The following is a 24139-nucleotide window of genomic DNA, read 5'->3' as shown; positions in this document are numbered from 1 at the left end:
GCCTTTTACTCCTTTGTTTGTCCTAACGTATTGTCAAAAACTTAATCACGGAGAACATAGCGCTATGCTCTGTCTGTGGTTAAATCTAAGGAATAAATAATGCCGGTACCGTCGTTTCCTCTGCTACCTTATATACCGTCCGGCCCGGGAAGATCTTCCGTACAGCGGCCTTCCGGCTGTTTCCCATGACGATCAGCGTGGCATGATAATCCCGTGCCGCCAGCATAATCTCCTCAGCCGTCCGGCCGGCGTAGATATGAAATTCCGCGTCTATCCCCTGAGAAGAAAATATCCGGCGTGTGTCCTGGAGCTTTTTCTTAAGCCCCCGCATCTCACCCACGGTCAGCTTCTTTTGAATAACATTCACGATATCCATTTCCTTCGCCAGGCCGTTAAGTCCCTGGATAAAAGAGGCCGCCCGCTCTGAGGCCGGCGACCAGTCAGTGGCAAAAACCAGGTGATCAAAGACCCCCGCAGCCGGAGGCTGCGCCATTTCCCTCGCTCGCCTGGCTATCAAAACGGGTACGGTCAGACCTTTAACGAGACGCCTGCTGTCACGCCTGGAAACCGCTCTTGTGCCATCACTGCTAAACTCTGCCGCCACAAGCGAAAAACTATTACCAGCGGCCGCTCTTAAGATGGAAGCAACAAGATTCCCTTCTTCCCCATGGGCCCAAACCTTAGCCCCCGAGCCGGACAACCGCGGTTGCCACTCCTGGGAATAGCGTTCGGCCATAATTTTTCCTCCGGCATGGAGGAACACCACCTCTCGCAGCCCCACCTTTGTGGTCTCCAGCAGCGACTCCAATAAACTACTCTTGGGTTCGCCAAGGTTTGTCGCATAAAGCAATCTCTCTAATGCCACATTAATCCTCCGAATTCTGGCTCATAGCATAACCCTAAGCGCCACATCATCCAGTTATACCCCGCCCCGGCCAAAGTAAATATTTAAGTTTGGCCCCTTATCTGCCGATAAAAATAATTTAAGCTTAATCTCGCGTTGTTAAATACAGCAACTTCTATGCCTAAACCAGGATACAACTCAGCCCATTATTTCATCCTGCTGTTATTCTTAACAAAAATCCGTTAATTGTGATGCTGAGAACTAATAAACCCTTCGGACATTAGTGTACAATTTTAATACACCATAATTTTCTTTATTTGGATAATCCTTGTATTTTAAATACTAAATTACTGTATAAATATCGTACAGTAATCTGTGTTTTTATTGTACAGTATGTATCTTTTATCCAAGAGAGCCATCTCAATACCAAAAATGATGGTCTCGTAAAAGGTCTCGTAAACTCCCTCTCCCTCGCCGGGCGAGGGGAATTACGATTTTTACGAATTCATCAAAATCAAGGTGCGAACCATCGAGTTACGCAGTGCACGAAAATATTTTCAGAAAACATAAACATAAATCTTGACAAGCGGCTTGTTTGTAGGCCAAAATGCAAAACGTTTTTTATCTTTACAGGGGAGGATGTGTGAATATGCAAATTAAGAAGCTACTCTTCGTAACCGACTTCGAGGAATTGTGGTTTGATGCCCTTCAGTCGCTGATGGATCTTCGCAAGGTGGGTCTTAATCACGTAGTATTTTTACATGTAATAGAGAGAGAAAAGGTGGCCATGCGCCGGGGAACCGGCTATCTTAAGAGTGAAGAACTAAAACTCAAAGAAATGGCCAATGTCCGGTTTATCAATTGGGCGGAAAGCCTGTTTGAAATGGGCATGGAATGCGGCGCCTACGTCGTAGTGGGTGATCCGGTCCCAAAGATCTTGTCCACGGCAGAGGTCGAAAAAGTAGATCTTGTTGTCACCGGTCGCCACAAAAAGGCCAAAATGAAGGGGCTCTATATAGACTCCCAGACCCTGGAACTTCTCCGGAGGACCACTGTCCCTGTCCTGGTCCATAAATACATGACCAAAGACGGCAAGATCAATAAGGCCCCCTTCGAGAAGCCCCTCTTGGCCACAGATTGGTCTGCCCCCTGTGCCAGGGCGATAGAATACCTCCTGGGGCTAAAAAACATAATAAAGAAAGCAGAGATTATACATATCCTGACCGAAAAAGATATGGAAGGGCGCTCTAAGACAGAGCTGCAAAAGATAGAGAAGGAAAGCAAAAAGCGGCTGGAAGAGGTTCGCCTGACCCTTGAAGGGGCCAAGATTGAGGCCGATACCCACCTTTACGTAGGAAAAGTCGTGGACCAAATAGAAACTGCGGCCCGCGAGCTCGACGCCACTATGATTGTCACCGGGACAACCGGAAAAGGCGCCTGGAGAGCAAGGTGGTTAGGCAGTGTCTCACACGAAGCAGCAGAAAGATTGGATTTACCCACCCTCCTCGTTCCATAATAACATAAAAGGGCCCGGATACTCTATGATTGAGTGCCCGGGCCCCTCTAAAAAAATAATTACCTTCTAGCCTAATATCTTTTTTATTGTCCCCGCCAGTTCTTCCGGCTCTGCCGGCTTTTCCAGATAGGCCACCGGCTCAGGCACGGCCTGTCCACCGAACTCTGTCAGCGCGGCCTGAGAGCGGAGGAAGGTCCGTTTGGCAATCCCGGATAAGATGACTACCGGAATGGTCTTTAACGCATCGTCTGTTTTCAATTCACGGTACATCCTGATCCCGCTCTCCCGCGGCATTAGGACATCCAAAACTATCAAATCCGGTTTATCTCCCCTTACCTTGGCCATCGCCTCTTCACCATTTGTCGCCACAATAGGCGTATAGCCGTTTGTCTCAACAACAGTGGTAACAAATGTCCTCACATCAGCGTCATCATCTACAACAAGCACCTTTTTCCCCATAATATATCCTCCTGTGTTTTTTAAAGACTCTATCCTCCGGCCTTCATACATCAGACGTTTTCTCTCAATGGAAGGCGAATGGCAAAAGTTGACCCTTTCCCAGGCTCCGATTCCACAGTGATGGTTCCACCGTGTTCCTTGATTATCTTCTGTGTCACAAGCAGTCCTAATCCGGTGCCTGCGCCACTCTTGGTACTAAAAAAAGAGGTAAAAATCTTGTTCTTGACCTCCTCATCCATACCACAGCCATTGTCAGAGACCTCAATCACCACTGTATCCTTATCCTCAAGGGCTGTCTTTACTTCTACAACGCAATCCTTTTTCCTGTCAAGGTCGAAATGACAGGCGTCAATGGCGTTGGAGACCAAATTGAGCACACAGCGGTGTATTCCCTTTGGATCTAAAGCTACCTCTCCAATAGCCTGGTCAAAATTACGAATTATTTTTACGCCGACCTCTTGAGCCGCTAGCTCCATAAGGTCACAGACTTCACCGGCAATGGCATTTAGAAAACATCTCTGGTAGTCGGGTTCGCGTTCTTTGGAATAATTGAGCAAATCCATAACCAGATCAGAGACCTTGCCGATATTACGGTTAACCATATCCCAGCCGGTCTTTAGCTGTTCAGGGTTATTACTCTTAAAGGCGGTATTTACCACATAAACCCCCCCCTTAAGCCCGTATAAGATATTCTTAACGCAATGGGCCAGGCCGGCCACGGTCTGGCCTATGGCAGCCAGCCTTTCCGACTCGATCAGGTCCTGCTCCAACCGTTTAATCTCTTTTAAATCCTGTAAAAAGCCGACGCTGCCCACTACTTCCTCTTTTTCATACAGTATAGCGCCGGAAAACCTTACCGGCATCTCCTGACCATCTTTAGCCTTGACATTTATTTCTTTCCACCTGAAAATATGTTCTTCTCCGTATTTTCTGCCATATAATCCTTCTTTGATCTCCCGAGCGATTTCTGCCGGATAAAGGTCCTCTATATCCATTCCCCTTATGGCCTCCAGGCGGGAATAACCGAATATTCTTGAGGCCCCCTCGTTGAAAATTAGTACACTGCCCTTCTCGTTGGTAGCCACTATGCCATCAATAGATGCCTGGATAAGCTTATCCTCAAATTCATATCTCCGCCTCAACTCATCTGTGGCCGCTTTTACCATACTTTCCAGGTCATGGGTGTACTCTTTGAGCCTCCGTTTCATCTCCAGCTTCTGCTCGGCCCTTTTAAGGGCAATGGAAAGGGCCTCATCGCTTACCGGTTTGGTGATAAAATCAGAAGCCCCAAGCTGGAGGGCCTGGATGGCTAATTCCAGCTCACCATGTCCCGTAATAACTATCACTTCCGTATCAGGTTCGATCTGCTTGATTATTTTCAGGACCTCAATGCCATCCATGCCGGGCATCTTTATATCGGTCAAAACAACCCGCGGGAGATTACGACGGAACGCTTCCAGAGCTTTCCCGCCATTTTCCGCCGTTAGCACCTGATACCCGTCTTTCCTTAATGAAAGGGATAAAACCTTCCTTATGCCTTCTTCGTCATCAATCAGCAGCAGTGTTGACACCTTAATTCTCCGATGTCTTACTATGGACAGGGAATCTCAACTCAAAAGTTGTGCCGAGACCTGCTTCACTCTTTAAATCTATGGTTCCCCCGTAATCACGGACAATTCCATAACTAATGGACATGCCCAGTCCCGTGCCCCTGCCCACCTCTTTAGTGGTAAAAAACGGCTCAAATATCTTGTCCTTAATATGATCCGGAATCCCTATTCCAGTATCGGATACCACAACTACAACCCGCCCGTCTTCCAGGAATGACTTTATAGTTATAGACATTCCCCCGGCCTCTGTCCCCATCTTTTCAACCTTCTCATCTATAGCATCCAGCGCATTAGTCACCATGTTGATGAAAACCTGTTCCAATCTGTTATGGTCGGCCATTATTGGAGGTAAGTCCTTGGCCAGGTCAAGCTTAATCTCTACTTGATGCAGTCTTAGTTGCTGACCCAATACCTTAAACACGTCCTGAATCGGTTTATTAATATCCATTAACGACCGCACCGGGGTAGATGCCCTGGAAAACTCCCGCAAATGATTAATAATCCCGGACGCCCGGTCCACATGACCGCTAATTTCCTCGGCCACAATCTTCAACTCTTCGATATCAATCTTTTCACGCCGTCTAATCATTTTCAAAAGGAAATCACTCCCGATCTTGAGTACGTTTAACGGCTGATTCAATTCATGGGCAATGCCGGAGGCCATGGTACCAATAGTAGTCATCTTGCCGGCCTGAATAAGCTGGGCCTCTTTTTCTACACTCTCCGTAATATCGGTCGTCGCTACAATTAATGCGTCCATCCCCATGTATCTTGCCGGACAAACGGTAATATTCACATAAAATGGGCGCCCATCTTTATGCGTGTGCCTTTTCTTCGTAAAGAATCCGCATTCCCCGGGCGATAGCTCTTTGAACCCAGATATAACCTCTCCTGTTGGTTTATGGCCCAGACTGTCAAAAGACATCTCTAATAATTCTTCCCTTGAGTAACCATAACGCTCTAAAGTCCTCTCGTTAACGTCCAGTATCCGGAACTTATCCCTGTCTATAATAAAAATCGGGTCAGGATTGGCATTAAACAAAAGTCTGTATTTTTCCTCAGATACCCGAAGTTCTTTCTCATAAGCGCTCAACTTATGGAGCATGTGTCGAAAGGCGTCTTGAAGCTTTACTATTTCATCTCCTTTATGACGCTTATAAACAGGACATTCTGCGCACTGTTGTATCTTTTCAGGAAATTTTCCCGACGGCTCGCCAAAACACAGTGTATCAGGCACATACCAGCAGGGTATGCTGTTCCGTTCATATGCGGGACAATCCTTTTTATTGCAATCCAATAATTCCCAGCAGTGAACGGCCCGCCTCGGGAATTTTCCACTTCCAGGGACATATTTGCCCCGGCTGATCTCATCAGCTAACCCGGTCAACCGGGCAAGCGGCCGGACAATGTATCTATTGAGCCACAAGGTCAGGAAAAAAACAACCACCGACAGCGAGACTACGGCCAAGAATAGATTCTGGCCACGCACAGAGGCCAGCATCTTGCGAATCGGGTCCCGGCTAAATCCGACGGATAGCACCCCCAGGATAGGCTTTTCAGACCCATGGCACTTATAGCACGCCTTTTCATTATGAATAGGGATGGCATAACGTAATATCTCTACACTAGCAGAATCAAAATGGTGTTTTTCCAATCCGTGTGCCAGCTTGCCGATGCGCAGGGCCTCGAAGGTAACCTGAGAAATGGCCTTCCTCCCGACATCATAACGGGCTGTCCCGTTATGCCTGATAATGCCGTTTTCATCACAGAGATGAACCACCTTCAAATCTTCCAGGGTACCCAGCCTCTCCAATATGGCCTGGACTTTATCCATATCGCCCTCAAGCATGGGATACTCTATCCCCTTTATGACGGTGTTACTTATCTCCAGGGCCATCTTTCTATTCTCATCCGTAAGACGTTTAACCTGGGTAACTATGGCAAGATAGTTGAAAGCGCCCATGACTGTAAGCAAAATTATCCCGACGCCAAGTATTGTCTTGGCCTTTAAGCTTTCCGGTATAAGTCTGTTCCTTAACATTGCCCAGAAGGACATATAAACCGATGGCCTTTCAGTTGGAAAACAGGCGGGCCATGATGGGCAAGGACCGCTCGTGCCTTTTATTCAATCTACATTAACTTTTGTTAACTGTAAATCCGGAACATTCTATATGGTATTTTTTGAGCTTGGCATAAAGGGTGCTACGGCTGATATTTAACTTCTTAGCCACCTGGAATTTATTCCACTGGTATTGCTCCAACATCCTGGTAAGAAATCTCAGTTCATTTTCTTCAAAGGAACTTGCATCTTTCCCTTTATCAAGGCCAAACCGCAAGTAAGCCGGGAGGCTTTCTTCCGTGATAAACTCTCCTTTGGTCAATATAAAGGCGTGTTCGATGGTGTTTTCCAGTTCCCGGACATTGCCCGGCCAATGATAGTCCATCAATATCCGCATGGCCTCCGGTGTAATACCCATAACCTTTTCCCCCTGGCCGGCATTCAACTTGGCCAGGAAGTGCCCGGCCAAGAGGGGAATATCATTCTTTCTAGTGCGCAAAGGGGGCAAACTTATGGGGATGATATTGAGGCGATAATAGAGGTCTTCTCTGAATGCACCCTTCTCTACCTCCTTCCGCAGTTCCTTGTTAGTAGCCACAACAATCCTTATATCCACCTTAATGGCCTCCTCGCCCCCTAGCCTCTGAAATTCCTGGGTCTCAAGGACCCGTAAAAGTTTGACCTGAAAGACCGGCGGGATCTCTCCTATTTCATCCAGAAAAATCGTACCGCCATGGGCCCGCTCAAAACATCCCAGCCTCCGGCGCACGGCGCCGGTAAAAGCGCCCCTTTCATGGCCAAAAAGCTCACTTTCCAGCAGGGTAAGGGGATAAGAAGAACAGTTAACCGCTACAAAGTGTTTATCTTTGCGCAGGCTGTTCATGTGAATAGCCCTGGCTACCAATTCCTTGCCGGTGCCACTTTCTCCCTGAATGAGAACAGTCACGTTAGTGGGCGCCACGTCCCCGATAAGGTCATAAATCTGCTGCATCTTATGGTCCTTGCCGATAAGCTCGCCGTATCTTGAAAACCTTGCGATCTTGTTATGCAAGTCCCGCAGCTTTTCGTCCTGTAAAACAATCCGGCGGACCGTCCCCGCTGCCTGTGAAACCATAAGATATACGAACCTGACATCTTTCTCTGAAATAGCCTCACGACTATAAATCACAATGCCGCCGATGACATCGCCATGCTTCGCGATGGGGATGAGCACCCCGGGCAGACTATCCAATCCTTTAACGCACAGGCTATCAAACTGGGTATCTTTGAGCGTTATCGGCTCGACTATAGAGGCCAGTTCCATTACCCCGGCAGTTTCCATTTCAGATCCTGCCGGCTTATAGCCTTCAATAACAACAAAACCATCCTTCCGTCCGTTAAAGATCAAGGGTTGTACGTGCTGATAATTAATGAACTCGCCTACCTTACCAATTATAAAATCAAGAACCTCTTTTAAAGAGGTCTTGTCGCTGATATGTTGATAGATGTTATAGAATGCCTCTATACCTTTGTAAGTCTTCTCAAGCTCCCCGGTCTTTTCCCTGACCAGATTCTCCATGTTATTGGTATATTCCCGGAGTCTGGCCCTCACTTCCAGTCTGTTTTCAGCCCGGACCAGGGCAATGGAAAGCGCCTCGTCACTGACCGGCTTGGTTATAAAGTCAGAGGCGTCCAATTGGAGAGACTTGACGGCCAGGCTCATATCTCCATGTCCGGTAATAATTATAACCTCTGTTTCCGGTCTGATTTCTTTAACCTTCTTTAAAACTTCGAGGCCATCCATACCGGGCATTTTTATATCGGTCAGGACTATATCCGGCTGCTCGCCCTTCAACAGCTCCAGGCCCTTCCGACCATCTCCGGCCAACAAAACATTATACCCGTCGTTCCTTAAAGAAAGTCCTAAAATGTTTCTTACGCCTTCTTCGTCATCGATTAATAAAAGCTTCCGCATCGTGATCCCTTTATCTAGTTCCCACCCGGAAACTGCCAAATCCCCCCACACCCCCCTTTGCTAAAGGGGGGAAATATTGAAATCCCCCTTTGGAAAAGGGGGATACAGGGGGATTTTCGGATAAATACTATCCAAATATGTAAAGAGGCTGACACCACGGAACAAACACCTGAAACGACCGTCACCCATATACTGCTCTTATAGCATACCTCATCAGAATATTTAAGAAAATTTAGCGTAAATATTGTATGGCCGCGATAACTTCTGTGTCAAGGACAATATATCGTAAAAAATTTTGCCCTCCTGTGTCACATTTTCTTTAAATAATGCTCATCCGGAAACTACTGTTTCCGGATTCACGCTTACAGCGATCAGCTTTCAGCCGTCAGCAAAAATCTAAGATAAACAACATATTAAGCTGAACGCTGAGAGCTGAATGCTGAAAGCTCATCCGGACTTTTTGGATTTGACTTCCCTTGCGCAATATAGTAGCTATCGTACACCTATGTTTGGCTGGACAGGTAAAATATTGAGGGTCAATCTGACTCACAGGACTATAGATGAGGAACGCCTCGATTCGCAGGAAAGGGAACTCTATCTGGGCGGACGCGGTCTGGGCGTAAAATGGGTCTATGACCGTGGTCAGGTCGAACCTTTATCCCCGGACAATCTCCTGGTTTTTGCTACTGGTCCCCTCACCGGCACCGGGGCGCTGGCCTCCGGCCGGGCCACGGCTGTATCCAAATCACCATTAACGGGCGCCATCTGTTACAGTAACGTTGGTGGTACATTTGGCGTGCACGTAAAAAAAACGGGCTATGACGCAATAATCATAGATGGCGCCTCTCCAGAACCACTTCTCCTCGAAATTGGAGGCGACCGGCCTGTCCTGAAAAATGCGTGGGAACTGTGGGGGAAAAATACCGGACAAGTCTTTGACCACCTGAAGGGGTACAAAGCAGTCCTCTGTATCGGCATAGCCGGAGAGAAAAAAAACCGTCTGGCCTCTATAATGCACAACCGATCCCACGCCTTTGGCCGAGGTGGACTGGGCGCCGTAATGGGCGCGAAAGGGCTTAAAGCTATCGCCATCAACGGTACCGGGAGTGTAAAAATAGCCCGGCCAAAAGAATTTAAAAATCGCCAGGAAAACCTGAACAAAATCATTGCGGCCAGCCCGGTTTTGAAAAACCTCTCCCTTCTTGGCACACCCAGTCTTATCAAAGTAATTAATTGGGCCGGGCTCCTGCCCGTAGCCAATTTCAGAAAATCGTCATTTCCAGAGGCCGATGTATTAGCGGCGGAAGCCCTGAAAAAATTATACAAACCAAAGAGCAGGGCCTGCCTTGCCTGTCCCGTGGCCTGTAAAAAGGAGATGCAAGCCCATATCCCTTTGCCGGAATATGAAACCATAGGTATGTTCGGCCCCAATAATGAAAACAGCGCCCTGCCATCTATTATCGAAGTTAACCAAATCTGCAATGACTACGGGTTGGACACCATCAGCGTTGGCTCTACCTTGGCCTGCTATGCGGAGATAAGGGGCGTGAAACTTAAACCGGCTGAGATCTGCGATCTTGTCAAGGACATAGGCGAGGTCAGAGGGTCAGGGGCGGCCATGGGTGAAGGTTCACTGCATTATGCCCGAGCCCAAAACCGAAAAGAGGCTTCGATGACCGTTAAAGGGCTAGAACTCCCGGCTTATGACCCACGTAAAGCCTACGGCCTGGCGCTGGCCTACGGGACATCGAACCGGGGCGGATGTCACCTGGGAGCCTATATGGTTGCCCCGGAAGCGCTGCGTAAGCCCAAAGCTATTGAGCCACGCACCTTCACAGGCAAGCCTTCTTACTTGGCCATATTTCAAGACACTTTTGCTGCTGTAGATTCCCTGGTAGTGTGTAAGTTTGCTTACTTAGGGGCCGGACAAGAAGAATATGCCAATATACTGACTGCCGTAACCGGCGAAACTTTCGCGGCAGACGATCTTAATAAGATCGGCGAACGGATCTGGAACCTGGAAAGACTCTATAATATCCGGGAAGGATTTACAAAAAATGACGATTTCCTGCCGAATCGCTTTTATGAAAAGACGGGCCTAGAGAACGCCTCGGTGGAAAATATCGACCGAATTCATTATGATAAAGCCTTAACAGAATACTACCGGCATAGAGGATGGACCGACGAAGGTGTGCCCGGAGACCATAAGCTCAAGGACTTAGGATTGATGAACTTGTAGCCGCGCACAGACGGACTTTTTGAGGCCGTAAGGATTGTCCTGGACATGGAAGAGTTAATCAAATACGGAAAGAAAATGGTCGCCCAAAGGCTGGCACATTCGCATTTCGGTAACGTCAGTAAGCGTATCGGGGACCGGATACTGATAAGCACGACCGGGAGCATGCTTGACGAACTGGAAGGCCAGATTGTGGAGGTTTTCCTTTCCGGGCCATCTTCACTGGATATGATAGCCTCAACAGAACTAGTTGTGCATAGAGAAATCTATAAAGAAACTTCCGCTCTAGCTGTCTTACATGGCCACTCTGAATTCGCTGTAGTCCTGTCTCTCTTATATCCGGCCGGAACCGAGCTGCGCCCCGAGGATTCAGAAAGCGTTTATCTACTCCACGAAATACCTATTGTTCAGGGAGGCGTAGGGTCCAGAGGTCTGGCCCAAAGTGCAGCCGCGGCCCTGTGCGATCACAAAGCCGTTCTGGTCAGAGGACACGGCGTCTTTGCCCGGGGAAACACGGTCGATGAGGCATTTGTGGTTCTTTCGTCTGTAGAGCATAGCTGCCAGGTCAAGTATTTTACGGACCTGTGGAACAAAAAGTGGTAGTCAAAAGACCGCCCTCCCTCCATTCTCTATCCGCTATACGCTACCCGCTATCCCCTATACGCTATCCGTCAATATCAAACGTTTTCGCTTGCCAACCATATCGTTTTTCATGTAGAGTAAAGCATCCTGACAGACTAATTCTCTCACAACGGAACGGCTTATGGCGAAAAAATTCAAAGAAGCATCTATCTCTGAGTTGAGAAGGACCTGTGATCCGGAGACCCTTGGGTTTACCACCACAGACGAAGTGCTTACCCTGAAAAATGGCGTTATAGGCCAGGAACGCGCGGTTAATGCCCTGAAGTTCGGCATTAAGATGTCAGACCTGGAATATAATGTTTATATGGCCGGCGCTCCGAATACGGGCATGAGCTACATCGTCAAATCCTTTCTGGAAGATATAGCCGACAAACAGGATGTGCCTCCCGATTGTTGTTATGTGCATAATTTCAAGGAACCGGACAAGCCGATAGCTATAGAACTTCCGGTAGGCGAGGGCAAAGAATTTCAGAAGGACATGGAAGAACTCATCGAAAATCTCAAGATGCAGATTTCTGAGGTCTTTGGAAGTGAATACTATCTGACGCGCAAAGAAGAGATTGTTAAGGGATTTAACGCCCGCCGGGCAAAAATCTTTGAAGAACTGGAAGAACGAGCCAGGCAGGAAGGGTTTGCCCTGAATGTAGATCAAGGCGGTATGATGGTCATCCCGGCCAAAGAAGATGGGACACCCCTCGCGCAGGAGGATATCAAGGCCCTTTCTGACGGGCAGAGGGCCGGGCTCCGGGCTAAAAGCGAGGCCCTGCAAAAAGAGATGAACATTGCCGCTCACAAGATACAACAGATGGAAAAGGAATTTCGCGCCGAGTTAAAGGGGTTAGATAGAGACGTAACCCTCCAGGCCGTAGGCCATTTTATCGATGACCTCAAAGAAAAATACAGATCGCATCCGGCCGTAGTCACCTACCTGCAGGATGTACAGGATGACGTGATTAAGCATATAGATGACTTTAAACAAAAGGCCGCGCCTGCCGGGCCGTTCCCGATAGCTTCTCCCGCCCCGTCATTTACGCGCTATGAGGTCAATGTGCTCATAGATAATTCGAAACTTAAGGGGGCCCCGGTGGTCTATTGCACCAATCCCAACTATCCGAACCTCTTCGGGACCATAGAATACAAGGCCCAATTCGGCGCCCTTTTCACCGACTTCACCATGATCAAGCCCGGCGCCCTGCACCAGGCCAATGGCGGGTATTTAATTATCAAGGTGCTGGATCTTTTGAAGTGGTTTTTTTCCTATGAGGCGCTGAAAAGGACTATAAAAAATAAGGAAATACGCATCGAGGGTCTCGCCGAACAATTTGGTTACATCACAACCAAAACCCTCAAGCCGGAACCTGTCCCGCTGCGGGTAAAAACCATCCTCATCGGTGATCCATATATCTACTACCTACTCTACAATTATGACGAGACCTTCCGAGAACTGTTTAAGGTCAAGGCCCATCTTGACGTGGAAATGGACAATCAACCAGCCAAGCTGGAGCAGTTTATAAGCTGCTTAAAGACCATGGTTTATAAACAAAATCTCAGGCCCTTGCATAAAACCGGCGTGGCCCGCCTCGTCGAATACAGCTCGGAACTGTCCGGCGACAAGAACAAGCTGACCCTGGAGCTTGCAGAGATCTATGACATAGTCAAGGAAGCCCACTTCTGGGCCACTGAGGATAAAAAAGATTATATCACGGCCGACCACGTCGAAAAAGCCATCGCTGAGAAGAGATTTCGCTCCAATCTCTATGAAGAAAAAATACAAGAAGCCATAGCCAAAGGAACCATAAAGATCCAGACTGACGGCCGTATAAGCGGACAAGTAAACGGACTTTCAGTATATGACCTTGGCGATTATACGTTCGGAAGGCCGACCCGTATTACCGCTAATGTCTCCATCGGTAAGGAAGGTGTCGTAACCATTGACCGCGAAGCCGAGCTGAGCGGGCGTATCCATACCAAAGGAGTTATGATCCTCGGTGGATACCTGAAAGAAAAATTTGCCCATGACAAACCATTGACTTTATCCGCCACGCTATGTTTTGAGCAAAGCTATGGCATGGTCGAGGGCGATTCTGCATCCGGGGCAGAACTCTTTGCCTTGCTGTCCAGCCTGGCGGATGTTCCGATCTATCAAGGAATAGCCGTCACCGGAGCGGTAAGCCAAAAAGGGGAAATTCTGCCCGTCGGCGGAGTTACACGAAAAGTCGAAGGTTTTTATGAAGTGTGCAAAGCCCTGGGCCTGACCGGCGAACAGGGGGTAATTATTCCGGAACGAAATGTAAAAGATTTGATGCTACGCAAAGACGTGGTGGAGGCAGTCCGGGAGGGCAAATTCTATATCTATCCCATTTCCACAGTGGAAGAAGGCATCGAGATCCTTACCGGCATCGAAGCCGGCAAGCGGAAAGAAGACGGGACCTATAACGAGGAAACTGTCTTCTGCCGGGTGGATCAAAATCTAAAGAAAATGGCCGAACATGTAAAGGCCTTCATGAAGGAAGAAAAATAATGAGCGGCTATCGGCTCTCAGCAATCAGCTGTCAGCTAAAAAAGAGACCTCAAATTTCAGATCTCAAATTTGAAATTAAGAATGCTGACAGCCAAGAAAGGGACATCAGTGCGGCAATATCTGATTGATGAACTGGATAAAGGACAAATCGAACAGATTGCGGGATACCTCCGGGAACATGCCCAGCTGTCCTCTGTAGAGGGTCTGTTCTGGGTTGACCTCCCGGATGACCTGCTGGTTGAGACACAATACACTCACGAAAATTGCAAGCCGTTTTGTTTCTCTATTGAGGTTTGCGAGGATTGCGTAAAATTCGAGTTTCTCATACGCAGCAAACAGACTCTTCGCTGCGACTGCATCCAATATGCCAGTAAGGCACAAAGGGATTTTATCCTGGGATTTGCGGAAAAAATGCTGTCAGAAAAAGGCATCAGGGCATAAAGAGAATGGGAGGGTATCAAGGCAACACATCCGGACTATCTCCTGGGTGGCTCCTTGGCTGCCTCGGCCGCAGTATAGTAGAAAGAATCCGGAATTTAAGCAATGTTATGGGCCTTCTCACCCGCCTCATCTATATTTTCTTCAAGGAACGTAAGATAGGACAACGTCTTATCAGACAGACTACCATACAACAAATATATTTTACAGGGGTTCAGTCTCTAGGTATCATAAGCCTCGTGGCCCTTGTTTTCGGTTTTTTGGTTATCGTTCAATCTCTGGGTCAACTGACCAGGGTCGGTAGTGAAGAGTTCCTGGGCACATTACTCGTAGCCGTAGTTATACGGGAAATTGGGCCGCTGATGACCATGCTGGTCGTCATACTTCGCTCCGGGATGTCCATGTCGGTAGAGATAGGTTACATGCATGTCCTTAAAGAAATGCGCGCGCTCCGTATGCTGGGGATAGACCCTCTGCACCTTGTGGTTCTGCCCCGTGCGTTGGGAGTAATACTGGCCATCATCTGCCTTTTTATCTGGTTTGACGCCGTAGCTATTACCGGGGGATACTTATTCGCCTGGATATTCACAGGAACGCCATTTTCTGTCTTACTTCCTTCATTTTATCGGGCCATTACAGGGTTTGATGTCATTATAGGCTTTGTTAAGGCCCTTTTCTTCGGCCTCATTATATCTCTGGTCTTTGCTTACCAGGGCGGTCTGGCTAAAAAGGCTATCACAGAAGTGCCCCAGGTCACCGCCCGGGCCGCCGTACAGTGTCTGGTGTATTGTTTTGTCCTGAACGTCCTCATATCCACTTTTTTTTACCTGTGATTGGAAGATGGCCGCAATTCGCCTTCAGATAAATAATATATGGTACAAAGAAAATGGGAAAACCATATTACAGGAAGTTAACCTGGCCGTACCATATGGCGAAGGGATAGGTCTCTGTGACCCAACCGGCCTGTCCGGCGCTGAGTTGCTCCAGATATGCGCCACCTTGCTGGAACCAACGCAGGGAGAAATTTACCTGGAGGGAACACCCGTGCCTTTTGACAGGGAAATAGACCTTCTTCCCCTGCGCCGAAAGATTGCCTACGTAGCCGAGGATACGGCCTTAATAAGCAATCTTACCTTATTGCAAAACGTATCTCTGGGCTGGGCCTACCACGAAAACAAATCACTGCAGGATGTCTGGGAAGAAGGAGAAAGGCTCTTAACCTATTTCCAGGTCAATGATTATAAAGACCTGCATCCCACAGAGGTTAATGCGGAGATATTTAAACGGGCAGTATGCGCCCGGGAGTTGTCCAAGAAACCTATCCTGATACTACTGGACAGAATAATTAATACTCTTTCTACAGAAGGACAGGCCCTGCTTATATCCTATGTAGGAAAATGCCTGCGGGAGATGGGCAGCTCCCTGCTGGTCGCCTCCACAAGCGCTGCCTCATTCGCCTCCCTGTCCGCACTCATTAGTCGCTCATATACCCTGGAAGAGGGAAGAATTGTGGAGTTAAATCCTGAGTAAGCGTCGACTTCACCGCAAAGACGCAAAGAACGCCAAGAAAGGCCCACGGTGCTAAAAGAAAAAGATGAATTTTAAAACTTTGCGCCCTCTGCGTCTTTGCGGTGAACTATTACAATCCTGAAAAAAGGGAAGGGCAGCATCCGATCATGGAAATGAAGTTTAGCACAATGGAAAAGATGGTGGGCGCCTTGCTCATCCTTACCATCATCGTAGTAACCGGAAGCATAATCGTCATCAGCCGCGGTAAGGCCTGGTTCAGGGATTATGGCGTATATCATATTGTCTTTAATGAGGGCTATAACCTCAAGGAAGGGGCCACCGTCAAGCTATTTAATACTGATGTAGGGTATGTGACTTCGCTGGAGATTACCCCGCAAAACAAGGTAGGAGTCACCATCAAAATCCTGAAGGAACACTCAAAATTGATCAGGCGGGACTCGGTAGCGGTCGTAGCCAGTCCCACCTTCATTGGCAGCGAATATATATCCATATCCGCCGGTTCGCCGGAGTCACCTCTTATACCTGAAGAGGGAACCATCCCCTCCAAGAGGAGGAAATCTCTCGGTGATTATGCTGAAGAGTTTCACCTGGAAGAAAAATTTAATGCCCTTACCCGGATACTATACAGTCTCGAGGAGACTATGGATCAGCTTAAAGACCCGGAAGGCCCGCTATTGGGTACACTATGGGACCTGCGGGCCATAACCAATGACATAAAAAGGGGACAGGGGCTGGGGAATATACTGGTAAAAAATGACCTTTATGAGAGACTGGACCGGCAAATGGCCCACCTGGAGGTTATATTGGCTAACGCCGAGAAGACATCGCAAGGCGTAGAGCAGGCCGCCCGGGTCCTGCCGGAAGCCATGCAAGAGCTGAGAAAAATCCTGCAGGATATAAAGACCGCCAGCCGTGATGCGCCGGCCATTGCCCAGGGAGCGCGTGAGAATTTGCAGAAACTGGACCAGATACTGGAGTCAGCCAAACGTAGTCCGCTCATTAAAGGCGGCATCCCCCAAAAAGAAAAGGGAATTATTCAGCCGGATACAAGGGGGGTAAGATAAATGCGCCATTATCTCCTGGTAATAGCCTGCATCCTGCTAATGTTACCCGGCATCTCAAGTTGTGCAGGCGCGCCGCCGAAGCCTATAGAATTAGAAAAAGAAAAGGCATTGGATTATGCTAATGAGGGGATACACTGGTTTAAAAAAGGCTGTTATAGCCGGGCCTTGTCCTTATTTGAAGATTCCTTGCGAATTAACCAGTCCACAGACAACCTTCCCGGCATGGCTTATGACTATAACAATATCGGCATGCTGGCCCTGAATACCGGCAAGCTCAATGAGGCCAGAGATTTTTTTACCCTGGCCGCCCGCATTCAGCGTAATCTGGATAACGAAGCAGGACTATCTCTCAGTCTCAGTAATCTGGCTGCGGTTGACCTGAAGGCAAAAAATCCAGACCAGGCCGAAAGACATCTGGAAGAGGCGTATCAGGCGGCAACGCGCGGTAAGGATAAACTCCAGCAGGCCTTTGTTCTCAATCTTATGGGACACCTATATTGGCAAAAAGGTCTTCTTCCCATGGCGAATGATTATGTATCGAAAGCCATAGCCATCTATGAAGCCGGGGATAATAAATCCGGTATGGCTTCAGCCTGCCATAATCTGGGCCTTATACGCATGTCTGAGGGAAATTATATGGAGGCCCAAACCCTATGGGGAAAGGCCCTGGAACTTGACCAGGAAACCCTCGATTATCCCGGCATCGCTGCCGATCTGGAGATGCTGGCCAAATCAAGTCTAAACCAGGAAAGGTGGTCTGAGGCCGCTGAATACGCCTGGAGGGCCTTCAACGTCTGTTATAATATCGGACACAAGGAAAAGGCCTCGCTTGTGCTTGAAATACTAAAAAGGGCCGATGAAGCCGGAAATCTCAAATCTCCTATAGCCGACCTTGAAGCAAAATTTCAGGAGATGACATCTCCTGAATTCGATCTGCCCTGTAGATAGAATTTATAAGCTTTCAGCCTTCAGCTATCAGCTTTGAGGAAAACAATAAATTTTTACTTGCCTTGCTGATCGCTGACAGCTGACTGCTGAATGCTGCCTTTAAACCATTTAAGCTGCCGGCAGAGGCCGCGGATGAGTTGGGTCTCCCGCGAGAGAAGTTTGACGCGGGAAAGAAATATCCGCACTTGATTAAGACCATACTCCTGCTCCCCAGATTTAAGAAAACCAATCGTGAGCAGCGCCTCCTGCAGATCCGCATACATCCCCTCCTGCTCTGCAGAAGTCGCCAGATGCGGTGTAATACGATCCCGAGAAGTGGCTTCCATACGGGCCATGAGTATCTCGTAACATACAATCATGACGGCCTGGGCCAGGTTAAGCGAAGCAAAATTGGCTGTAGGTATGGTGGTCACAATATGACAGTATTTCAGATCCTCGTTGCTCAGGCCCGTATTCTCCGGGCCAAAAAGGAGGGCTACGCGGTTATTTTGAGAAAGGTCCACGATACGACCGGCCAGTTCCCGCGGCGTCTCTAGGGCCTGCCGATGCCTGCCTAGCCTGGCCGTAGTGCCGGCTATATATTGAAAAGGGGCCAGGGCCGCGGCCAGGTTATCATATATCTCCATATTTTCAATCAGGCCCGCCGCTTCATGCGTAGCCATCTTAAGCATTTTTTCTCTATCCGGATTGGCCGGGCTCACCGCCACTATCTTAGAGATGCCCATGTTCAAGGCACAGCGCGCTGCCGCCCCGATATTCTCCGGATAACGTGGCTTGTGCAGAATAATGGCCAAGTTGGCAAGATTAGCCTTAATGGTTTTAGTCATTTGGATTTTATAATTTGAAACTGCGCCGCTACTTTTTTGATTTCCTCAGGTCAGAAATTCCCCTGGATGTGTACTTCATAACCAGAATAAGATTGATATGCCGGCGTGAGATATCGACTCTGGCTACCTGGACTCGGACAAAGTCCCCTATCTGGAAAATCTGTTTTTTTCTTCTACCCACCAGACGATGGTGTTTTTCTTCGTAATAATAGTAATCATCGGCCAGGTCCACGAGGCGTACCACACCCTCCACAAAAATCTCCCGCAGTTCTACAAAAAATCCAAAGGCCGTAACCGCCGAGATGATGCCGTCATACTCCTCTCCGACTTTATCCGCCATAAACCGGGTACGCAGGCGATCCACCATCTCGCGTTCCGCCTCCATGGCCAGACGTTCCTGCGTTGAAATATACTGGCCTATCTCGGATAGTTGTTCTAAGGTATAAAGCGGCCCGGGATTACCTTCCAGCGCATAGTGTAAGATGCGGTGTACAATCAAGTCGGCATAGCGGCGAATGGGAGAGGTAAAATGGGTGTAGTGGGCTGAGGCTAAACCAAAATGCCCGCGGTTCTCAGCCGCATAAACCGCCTGTTTCATGGAACGCAGGAGTAGCGTGTTAACCACATATTCGCCCGGCGCGCCTTCCACCAGACCGAGCACCTGTTGAAACCAGTGCGGGGTCATCTTTTCTGGAAACGTAATAGGCAACCCCAGAGAATAGGCAAAATTGAGAAAATTGTGAACTTTTGCTGCCTCGGGCTCCTCGTGTATGCGATAGAGACAAGGGATATCTCTCTCGGAGATATGCTCGGCCACGGCCTCGTTGGCCGCTATCATAAATTCCTCTATGATCTGGTGGGCCAGGTTTCTTTCCCGGCGCACAATGTCCTCTAAGGTTCCTTGCACGCCAAGTATTACGGCCGGTTCAGGGAGATCAAAATCTATACTGCCGCGCTGTCGTCTATTCCCGGCGATTTTCTGACTCAACTCAGCCATCCATTCCAATGATTTAACCAGCGGCCTGTATTTCTGGCGCAGGCTCCTGTCCTTATCCACCAGGATGCCTTTGACCTCTGTATAGGTTAAACGGGCGTCACTCCGGATGGCACTCTTATAAAAACGGCGTTCCCTCATCTTCCCCTGGCGGTCAAAATGCAGAAAGACGGTAAAGGCCAGTCGCTCCACCTGGGGCCTTAAGCTGCCTAAATAGTCTGAAAGGATGGGCGGAAACATGGGAACGACAAAATTAGGGAAATAGACACTGTTGCCACGCTTATAGGCATCTTCGTCCAAAGGACTTCCTGCCGGCACATAATGGCTGATATCGGCAATGGAGACATAGAGATTATAACCCTGGCGATCCTTCTCTATAGATACAGCATCGTCAAAATCTTTGGCCTGCTCTCCATCAATGGTCACGGTAAGGATACCCCGCAGGTCCTCCCGGCCCCTTACCATTTTGGATGTAACCTCGGAAGGCAGACGCCGCGCCTGCTCCTCTGCCTCAGGGCTGAAGTCCTGAATAAGGCCGCGCTTGAAAATGACCATCTGCGTCTGTACGGCTATATCATCCGGGTCGCCAAGCACTTTTATTATCCGGCCTTCAGGGTTTCGCCTTCCTGGAGGGAAATTCGTTATCTCCGCTACCACCACCTCATCCGAACGGGCGCCGGCGGTCTCCCGGGAAGAGATGACAACTTCAAACGGAAATCGTTCATCCTCAGGTATTACGTAGGAGGCTCCCCGTCCCCTGGTGAAGGCCCCAACGATATATTTGGCTTTCCTCTCCAGGATACGTATGACTCTCCCCTCCGGCCGGCGGCCTCTCAGGCCATGTTCCAGGCGTACTATAATCCGATCGCCGTGGATGGCATCCTTTATCTCCCGTCCCGGTATAAATACGTCTTCTATATCTTTTGCTTCCGGGATCACAAAGCCAAAACCACCCGGGTTGATCTGCAGACGTCCCGTAACCAGGTTCATACGTTCCGGGAGACCATAGCGGCCCTCTTTAAGCAGTATAAGATCACCGGCTTCCCCCATCCGGATTATCATGTCCTTTACCAACTTTTTGTCCCGTGGCGCAGGGCTTAAAATATGCAAAATATCACGCATAAAAAGAGGCCGCCCTGATTTGCGCATGGCGGCCAGTATATCCTCACGCTGGATTGTTTTTTCTCCCGCCCCGGCGGATTTTTGATTCGTTTCTCTGGTTATTCTTCTGGGCATATGGATACCTTCTAATATTCCCGAGGCCAAAATCAAAGTTGTGTAACAATTTAGATTTTTGAAAGCCTGTCGTGAATGCGATGCGTTGTAAAACCTAAAGTGTTACCACTTATATGAATGAATCTGGAAATCAAGAAATCAGGAATAGAACAGCATTTTTTTTCATGAGTTCCTGAGTTCCAAATTTAAGAATCTGTAGCATTTCAGGCTCTTGAAAGCTGAGGTGATCCAACGTTTCAACCAGCTAAAATGTTACGAATTTGTTTAAAAGACGGCTATGTTGCGTTACTTCCTCTTCGCATCATCTCTTCCGCCCTGGCCAGCTCTGCCATGCTGTTTATCCCCATAACCTCATCCTGCCGATCCGTAATAACGCTGATAACCCTGTGGCCCATCTCTTTGATCAGGTGCACAGCGTCGGTTAAATAATATTCTCCCTGCACATTATCTCTTCCTGCCCTTCTCAGGGCATCGATAAGCACTGGAAATTTAGCGCAATATATTCCGGTATTCACTTCACATATCAATTTCTCATCCGGCGTAGCATCTTTATCTTCAGCGATCTTTAAGATATTACCCTTGCCGTCCTTGATCACCCGGCCATAATGCCCGGGGTCATCTACAATCGTCGTCAGGACAGATAATGCCGCTTCCCGGGCTATATGTTGTTGTATAAGCCCCCTCACTGTCTCCGGCCTCAAAAACGGCACATCGCCACAGAGAATAACCACGTCTCCACTATAACCGGAAAGCTCACTAGCTGCGCATAACACCGCATGCCCGGTTCCTAATTGCTCGTGCTGTAAGATAAACTTAATCGACCGACCAACAAAAGCCGCCTCTACGGCCTTGCTCTGATATCCGACAATTACATATATACCTGAAGACTCAACCCGTTCGGCCGTGTCCAATACATAGGCCAACATCGGCCGGTCCATAATCTCGTGTAACACCTTGGCCCGGGACGATTTCATGCGCGTTCCTTTGCCTGCGGCAAGGATTATGAACTTAAATGACGTCCCTTCCTTAACAAGCACAGAAGCTAAACCTTTCGCAACCATATATTTTATAGGCAACATCACTGGTCATTAGTCATCGGTCATTGATTAGGGCACAACCGGAAACTACCGTTTTCGGTTGTGCCACAGGCCGATTCGCCGGGGCGAACTTCACGCTTTCAGCGGTCAGCCATCAGCAAAAAATCCAAGACAAATAGTACCTTAAGCTGAGTGCTGATCGCTTTTACCAGTGACAACAGACGTTCATTATAGAGATTCCAAAAGAAAAGGGCAAGCCCTCGCTTGCCCTTTTTCCATTCAATCCTAATCTTAGCCTTTTTCCTTAGGCCATGGTTATTTTACCTTCTCAGCTATCTTTAGCCGCCACAGAGCCCTCTGCAAGGCCGCCTGTGCTCGTGCTATATCAAAAGCTTCCCTCTTCGCGGCTGCCGCCTGCAATCTCTGCTCGGCTCTCTCTTTGGCCTTCATGGCCCGCGCTATATCAACCTCATGCGCCTTCTCGGCAGAGGTCACGAGAAAAGTGGCACGATCAGCAACTATCTCCGCGAATCCGCCGCTTACAATCACATATTCCGTCTTATTGCCTACCTTATAACGTAACTCGCCTAACTTAATAGCCGTCAGATACGCCGCGTGGTTTGGCAGTACCCCAAACTCACCCCATTCTCCTGGGGCTACCACCATATCCACCTCTTCGCTGACCACCATCCGGCTTGGTGTAGTTACCTCAAGCAATAACTTATCAGCCATCTTTTTTTGCTCCGTACCTTTCTATCGCTAAACCAAATGATTTGTCAATTACTTAGGCAGCGGCCATCTTCTTCGCCTTTTCTCTGGCCTCTTCGATTCCGCCAACCATATAGAATGCCTGCTCCGGCAGATCGTCATGCTTGCCTTCGATGATCTCCTTGAAGCCTCGGACTGTCTCTTCCACCTTCACAAATTTACCCGCCATGCCAGTGAACGTCTCGGCCACATGGAACGGCTGCGACAGGAATCTCTGAATCCTACGAGCCCTACCAACGGTGATCTTGTCCTCATCCGACAACTCGTCCATACCCAGGATAGCGATGATATCCTGGAGATCCTTGTATTTCTGAAGTATTACCTGAACCGTTCGCGCCACGTAGTAGTGATCCGCACCCACGACATTAGGATCCAGGATTCTTGACGTTGAGTCAAGAGGATCCACCGCCGGATATATCCCGAGCTCCGCAATCGGCCTCGACAAAACCACGGTGCCATCAAGGTGCGCAAAGGTGGTAGCCGGAGCCGGGTCAGTCAGGTCGTCTGCTGGTACGTAAACACACTGCACAGCCGTGATGGATCCCTTGGTGGTGGAGGTAATACGTTCCTGCAATTCACCGAGGTCGGTGCCCAATGTAGGCTGGTAACCCACTGCGCTCGGAATACGCCCGAGCAGCGCCGAAACCTCAGCCCCGGCCTGCGTGAACCGGAAGATATTATCGATGAAAACAAGCACGTCCTGACCTTCTATGTCCCGGAAGTACTCGGCAGCCGCCAGCCCAGTCAGGGCCACCCGGGCCCGAGCCCCAGGAGGCTCAGTCATCTGCCCGTAGATCAGACACGCCTTGGGGAGAACGCCCGACTCTTTCATCTCCAAGTAGAGGTCGTTCCCTTCACGGGTCCTCTCGCCCACGCCGCAGAATACCGAGATACCACCATGGTGCAAAGCAATGTTATGGACCATCTCCAACATAACAACCGTCTTACCAACACCAGCGCCACCAAACATCCCCATCTTACCGCCACGGGGAAAGGGCACCAGCAGGTCAATAACTTTTACCCCGGTCTCGAGGACCTTTACCGTGGTATCCTGCTCGATGAACGTTGGCGCCGCCCGGTGAATAGGCATCATGTGCTCCGAGTCAATCGGGCCCAGACCATCTACCGGATTACCAATCACGTTCATAATACGCCCCAGGGCCTTAGGGCCGACCGGCACCATAATCGGCGCTCCCGTATCCCGCGCCGGCATCCCCCGCATCAGGCCATCTGTTGTGTCCATCGAGATACACCGCACCATATTATCCCCAAGGTGCTGTGCCACCTCCACAACTAGATTTTCCGGCTGATCATTGATAGCCACGTTAGTAATCCTGATCGCATTCATAATGGCCGGCAATTGTCCCGGCTCAAATTCCACATCCAGTACGTTTCCAATGACCTGGGCTATCTTTCCTGTAGCACCACCTGTATGCTCTGCACTCATCGGTGTCTA

The 24139-nt window shown here is 48.9% G+C and carries 19 protein-coding genes; 9 read left to right on the top strand and 10 right to left on the bottom strand.

From position 1 onward, the window contains the following. Window positions 1-85: 85 nt before the first annotated feature. A complete protein-coding gene (locus RDU59_07020) occupies window positions 86-865 on the bottom strand; it encodes a universal stress protein (GenBank protein MDQ7838226.1) in 780 nt (259 codons plus the stop codon). Between the two features lie 628 nt (window positions 866-1493). Between RDU59_07020 and RDU59_07015 the strand changes: the two genes are divergently transcribed. After that, window positions 1494-2360: a universal stress protein gene (locus tag RDU59_07015; protein ID MDQ7838225.1), complete on the top strand. Its 867-nt coding sequence runs from the start codon at window positions 1494-1496 to the stop codon at window positions 2358-2360. Between the two features lie 66 nt (window positions 2361-2426). Here RDU59_07015 and RDU59_07010 read toward each other — a convergent pair whose 3' ends face one another. The 4 genes from RDU59_07010 to RDU59_06995 form a co-directional block, all read right to left on the bottom strand. Continuing rightward, the gene (locus RDU59_07010) at window positions 2427-2819 is read right to left on the bottom strand and encodes a response regulator (GenBank protein MDQ7838224.1); all 393 of its coding nucleotides are present in this window, start codon (window positions 2817-2819) and stop codon (window positions 2427-2429) included. 50 nt (window positions 2820-2869) lie between these two features. Next, window positions 2870-4390 carry a response regulator gene (locus RDU59_07005; GenBank protein MDQ7838223.1) on the bottom strand — a complete coding sequence of 507 codons (1521 nt, stop codon included), beginning with the start codon at window positions 4388-4390 and terminating at the stop codon, window positions 2870-2872. A 1-nt stretch (window position 4391) separates the two neighbouring features. Beyond that, a complete protein-coding gene (locus RDU59_07000; protein ID MDQ7838222.1) occupies window positions 4392-6485 on the bottom strand; it encodes an ATP-binding protein in 2094 nt (697 codons plus the stop codon). 79 nt (window positions 6486-6564) lie between these two features. Beyond that, window positions 6565-8442: a sigma-54 dependent transcriptional regulator gene (locus RDU59_06995; GenBank protein MDQ7838221.1), complete on the bottom strand. Its 1878-nt coding sequence runs from the start codon at window positions 8440-8442 to the stop codon at window positions 6565-6567. A gap of 436 nt (window positions 8443-8878) precedes the next feature. Here RDU59_06995 and RDU59_06990 point away from each other — a divergent pair, with 436 nt between their 5' ends. The 8 genes from RDU59_06990 to RDU59_06955 all read left to right on the top strand — a co-directional run bounded on the left by RDU59_06990 (window position 8879) and on the right by RDU59_06955 (window position 17821). Continuing rightward, on the top strand, window positions 8879-10681 hold the full coding sequence (locus RDU59_06990) for an aldehyde ferredoxin oxidoreductase family protein (GenBank protein ID MDQ7838220.1): 1803 nt from the start codon (window positions 8879-8881) through the stop codon (window positions 10679-10681). A gap of 45 nt (window positions 10682-10726) precedes the next feature. Beyond that, entirely contained in the window at window positions 10727-11281 is a 555-nt protein-coding gene (locus RDU59_06985; protein ID MDQ7838219.1) for an aldolase, read from the top strand. A gap of 160 nt (window positions 11282-11441) precedes the next feature. Further along, window positions 11442-13841 carry an AAA family ATPase gene (locus RDU59_06980; protein MDQ7838218.1) on the top strand — a complete coding sequence of 800 codons (2400 nt, stop codon included), beginning with the start codon at window positions 11442-11444 and terminating at the stop codon, window positions 13839-13841. 81 nt (window positions 13842-13922) lie between these two features. Next, a complete protein-coding gene (locus RDU59_06975; protein ID MDQ7838217.1) occupies window positions 13923-14282 on the top strand; it encodes a hypothetical protein in 360 nt (119 codons plus the stop codon). A gap of 5 nt (window positions 14283-14287) precedes the next feature. Further along, the gene (locus tag RDU59_06970) at window positions 14288-15112 is read left to right on the top strand and encodes an ABC transporter permease (GenBank protein MDQ7838216.1); all 825 of its coding nucleotides are present in this window, start codon (window positions 14288-14290) and stop codon (window positions 15110-15112) included. Window positions 15113-15119: 7 nt separating this feature from the next. Next, window positions 15120-15809 carry an ATP-binding cassette domain-containing protein gene (locus tag RDU59_06965; protein MDQ7838215.1) on the top strand — a complete coding sequence of 230 codons (690 nt, stop codon included), beginning with the start codon at window positions 15120-15122 and terminating at the stop codon, window positions 15807-15809. A 146-nt stretch (window positions 15810-15955) separates the two neighbouring features. Continuing rightward, window positions 15956-16873 (top strand): MlaD family protein, encoded by a 918-nt coding sequence (locus tag RDU59_06960; protein MDQ7838214.1) that lies wholly within the window; start codon window positions 15956-15958, stop codon window positions 16871-16873. Then, window positions 16874-17821, top strand: a complete 948-nt coding sequence (locus tag RDU59_06955; protein ID MDQ7838213.1) for a tetratricopeptide repeat protein — start codon at window positions 16874-16876, stop codon at window positions 17819-17821. A 53-nt stretch (window positions 17822-17874) separates the two neighbouring features. On the opposite strand, the gene RDU59_06950 is transcribed toward RDU59_06955, so the two are convergent. The 5 genes from RDU59_06950 to atpD form a co-directional block, all read right to left on the bottom strand. After that, window positions 17875-18648: a TrmJ/YjtD family RNA methyltransferase gene (locus tag RDU59_06950; protein MDQ7838212.1), complete on the bottom strand. Its 774-nt coding sequence runs from the start codon at window positions 18646-18648 to the stop codon at window positions 17875-17877. Window positions 18649-18676: 28 nt separating this feature from the next. Continuing rightward, a complete protein-coding gene (rnr, locus tag RDU59_06945; GenBank protein ID MDQ7838211.1) occupies window positions 18677-20878 on the bottom strand; it encodes a ribonuclease R in 2202 nt (733 codons plus the stop codon). A 275-nt stretch (window positions 20879-21153) separates the two neighbouring features. Continuing rightward, window positions 21154-21939 carry an NTP transferase domain-containing protein gene (locus tag RDU59_06940; protein MDQ7838210.1) on the bottom strand — a complete coding sequence of 262 codons (786 nt, stop codon included), beginning with the start codon at window positions 21937-21939 and terminating at the stop codon, window positions 21154-21156. 291 nt (window positions 21940-22230) lie between these two features. Then, window positions 22231-22647, bottom strand: a complete 417-nt coding sequence (locus tag RDU59_06935; GenBank protein ID MDQ7838209.1) for a F0F1 ATP synthase subunit epsilon — start codon at window positions 22645-22647, stop codon at window positions 22231-22233. Between the two features lie 52 nt (window positions 22648-22699). Then, window positions 22700-24130 (bottom strand): F0F1 ATP synthase subunit beta, encoded by a 1431-nt coding sequence (gene atpD, locus RDU59_06930; protein ID MDQ7838208.1) that lies wholly within the window; start codon window positions 24128-24130, stop codon window positions 22700-22702. Between the last annotated feature and the right edge of the window lie 9 nt (window positions 24131-24139).

This window comes from Thermodesulfobacteriota bacterium, assembly GCA_031082315.1.
In the GTDB taxonomy this organism is placed as follows: Bacteria; Desulfobacterota; QYQD01; order QYQD01; family QYQD01; genus QYQD01.
This window is presented reverse-complemented; position numbering and strand designations above follow the sequence as displayed.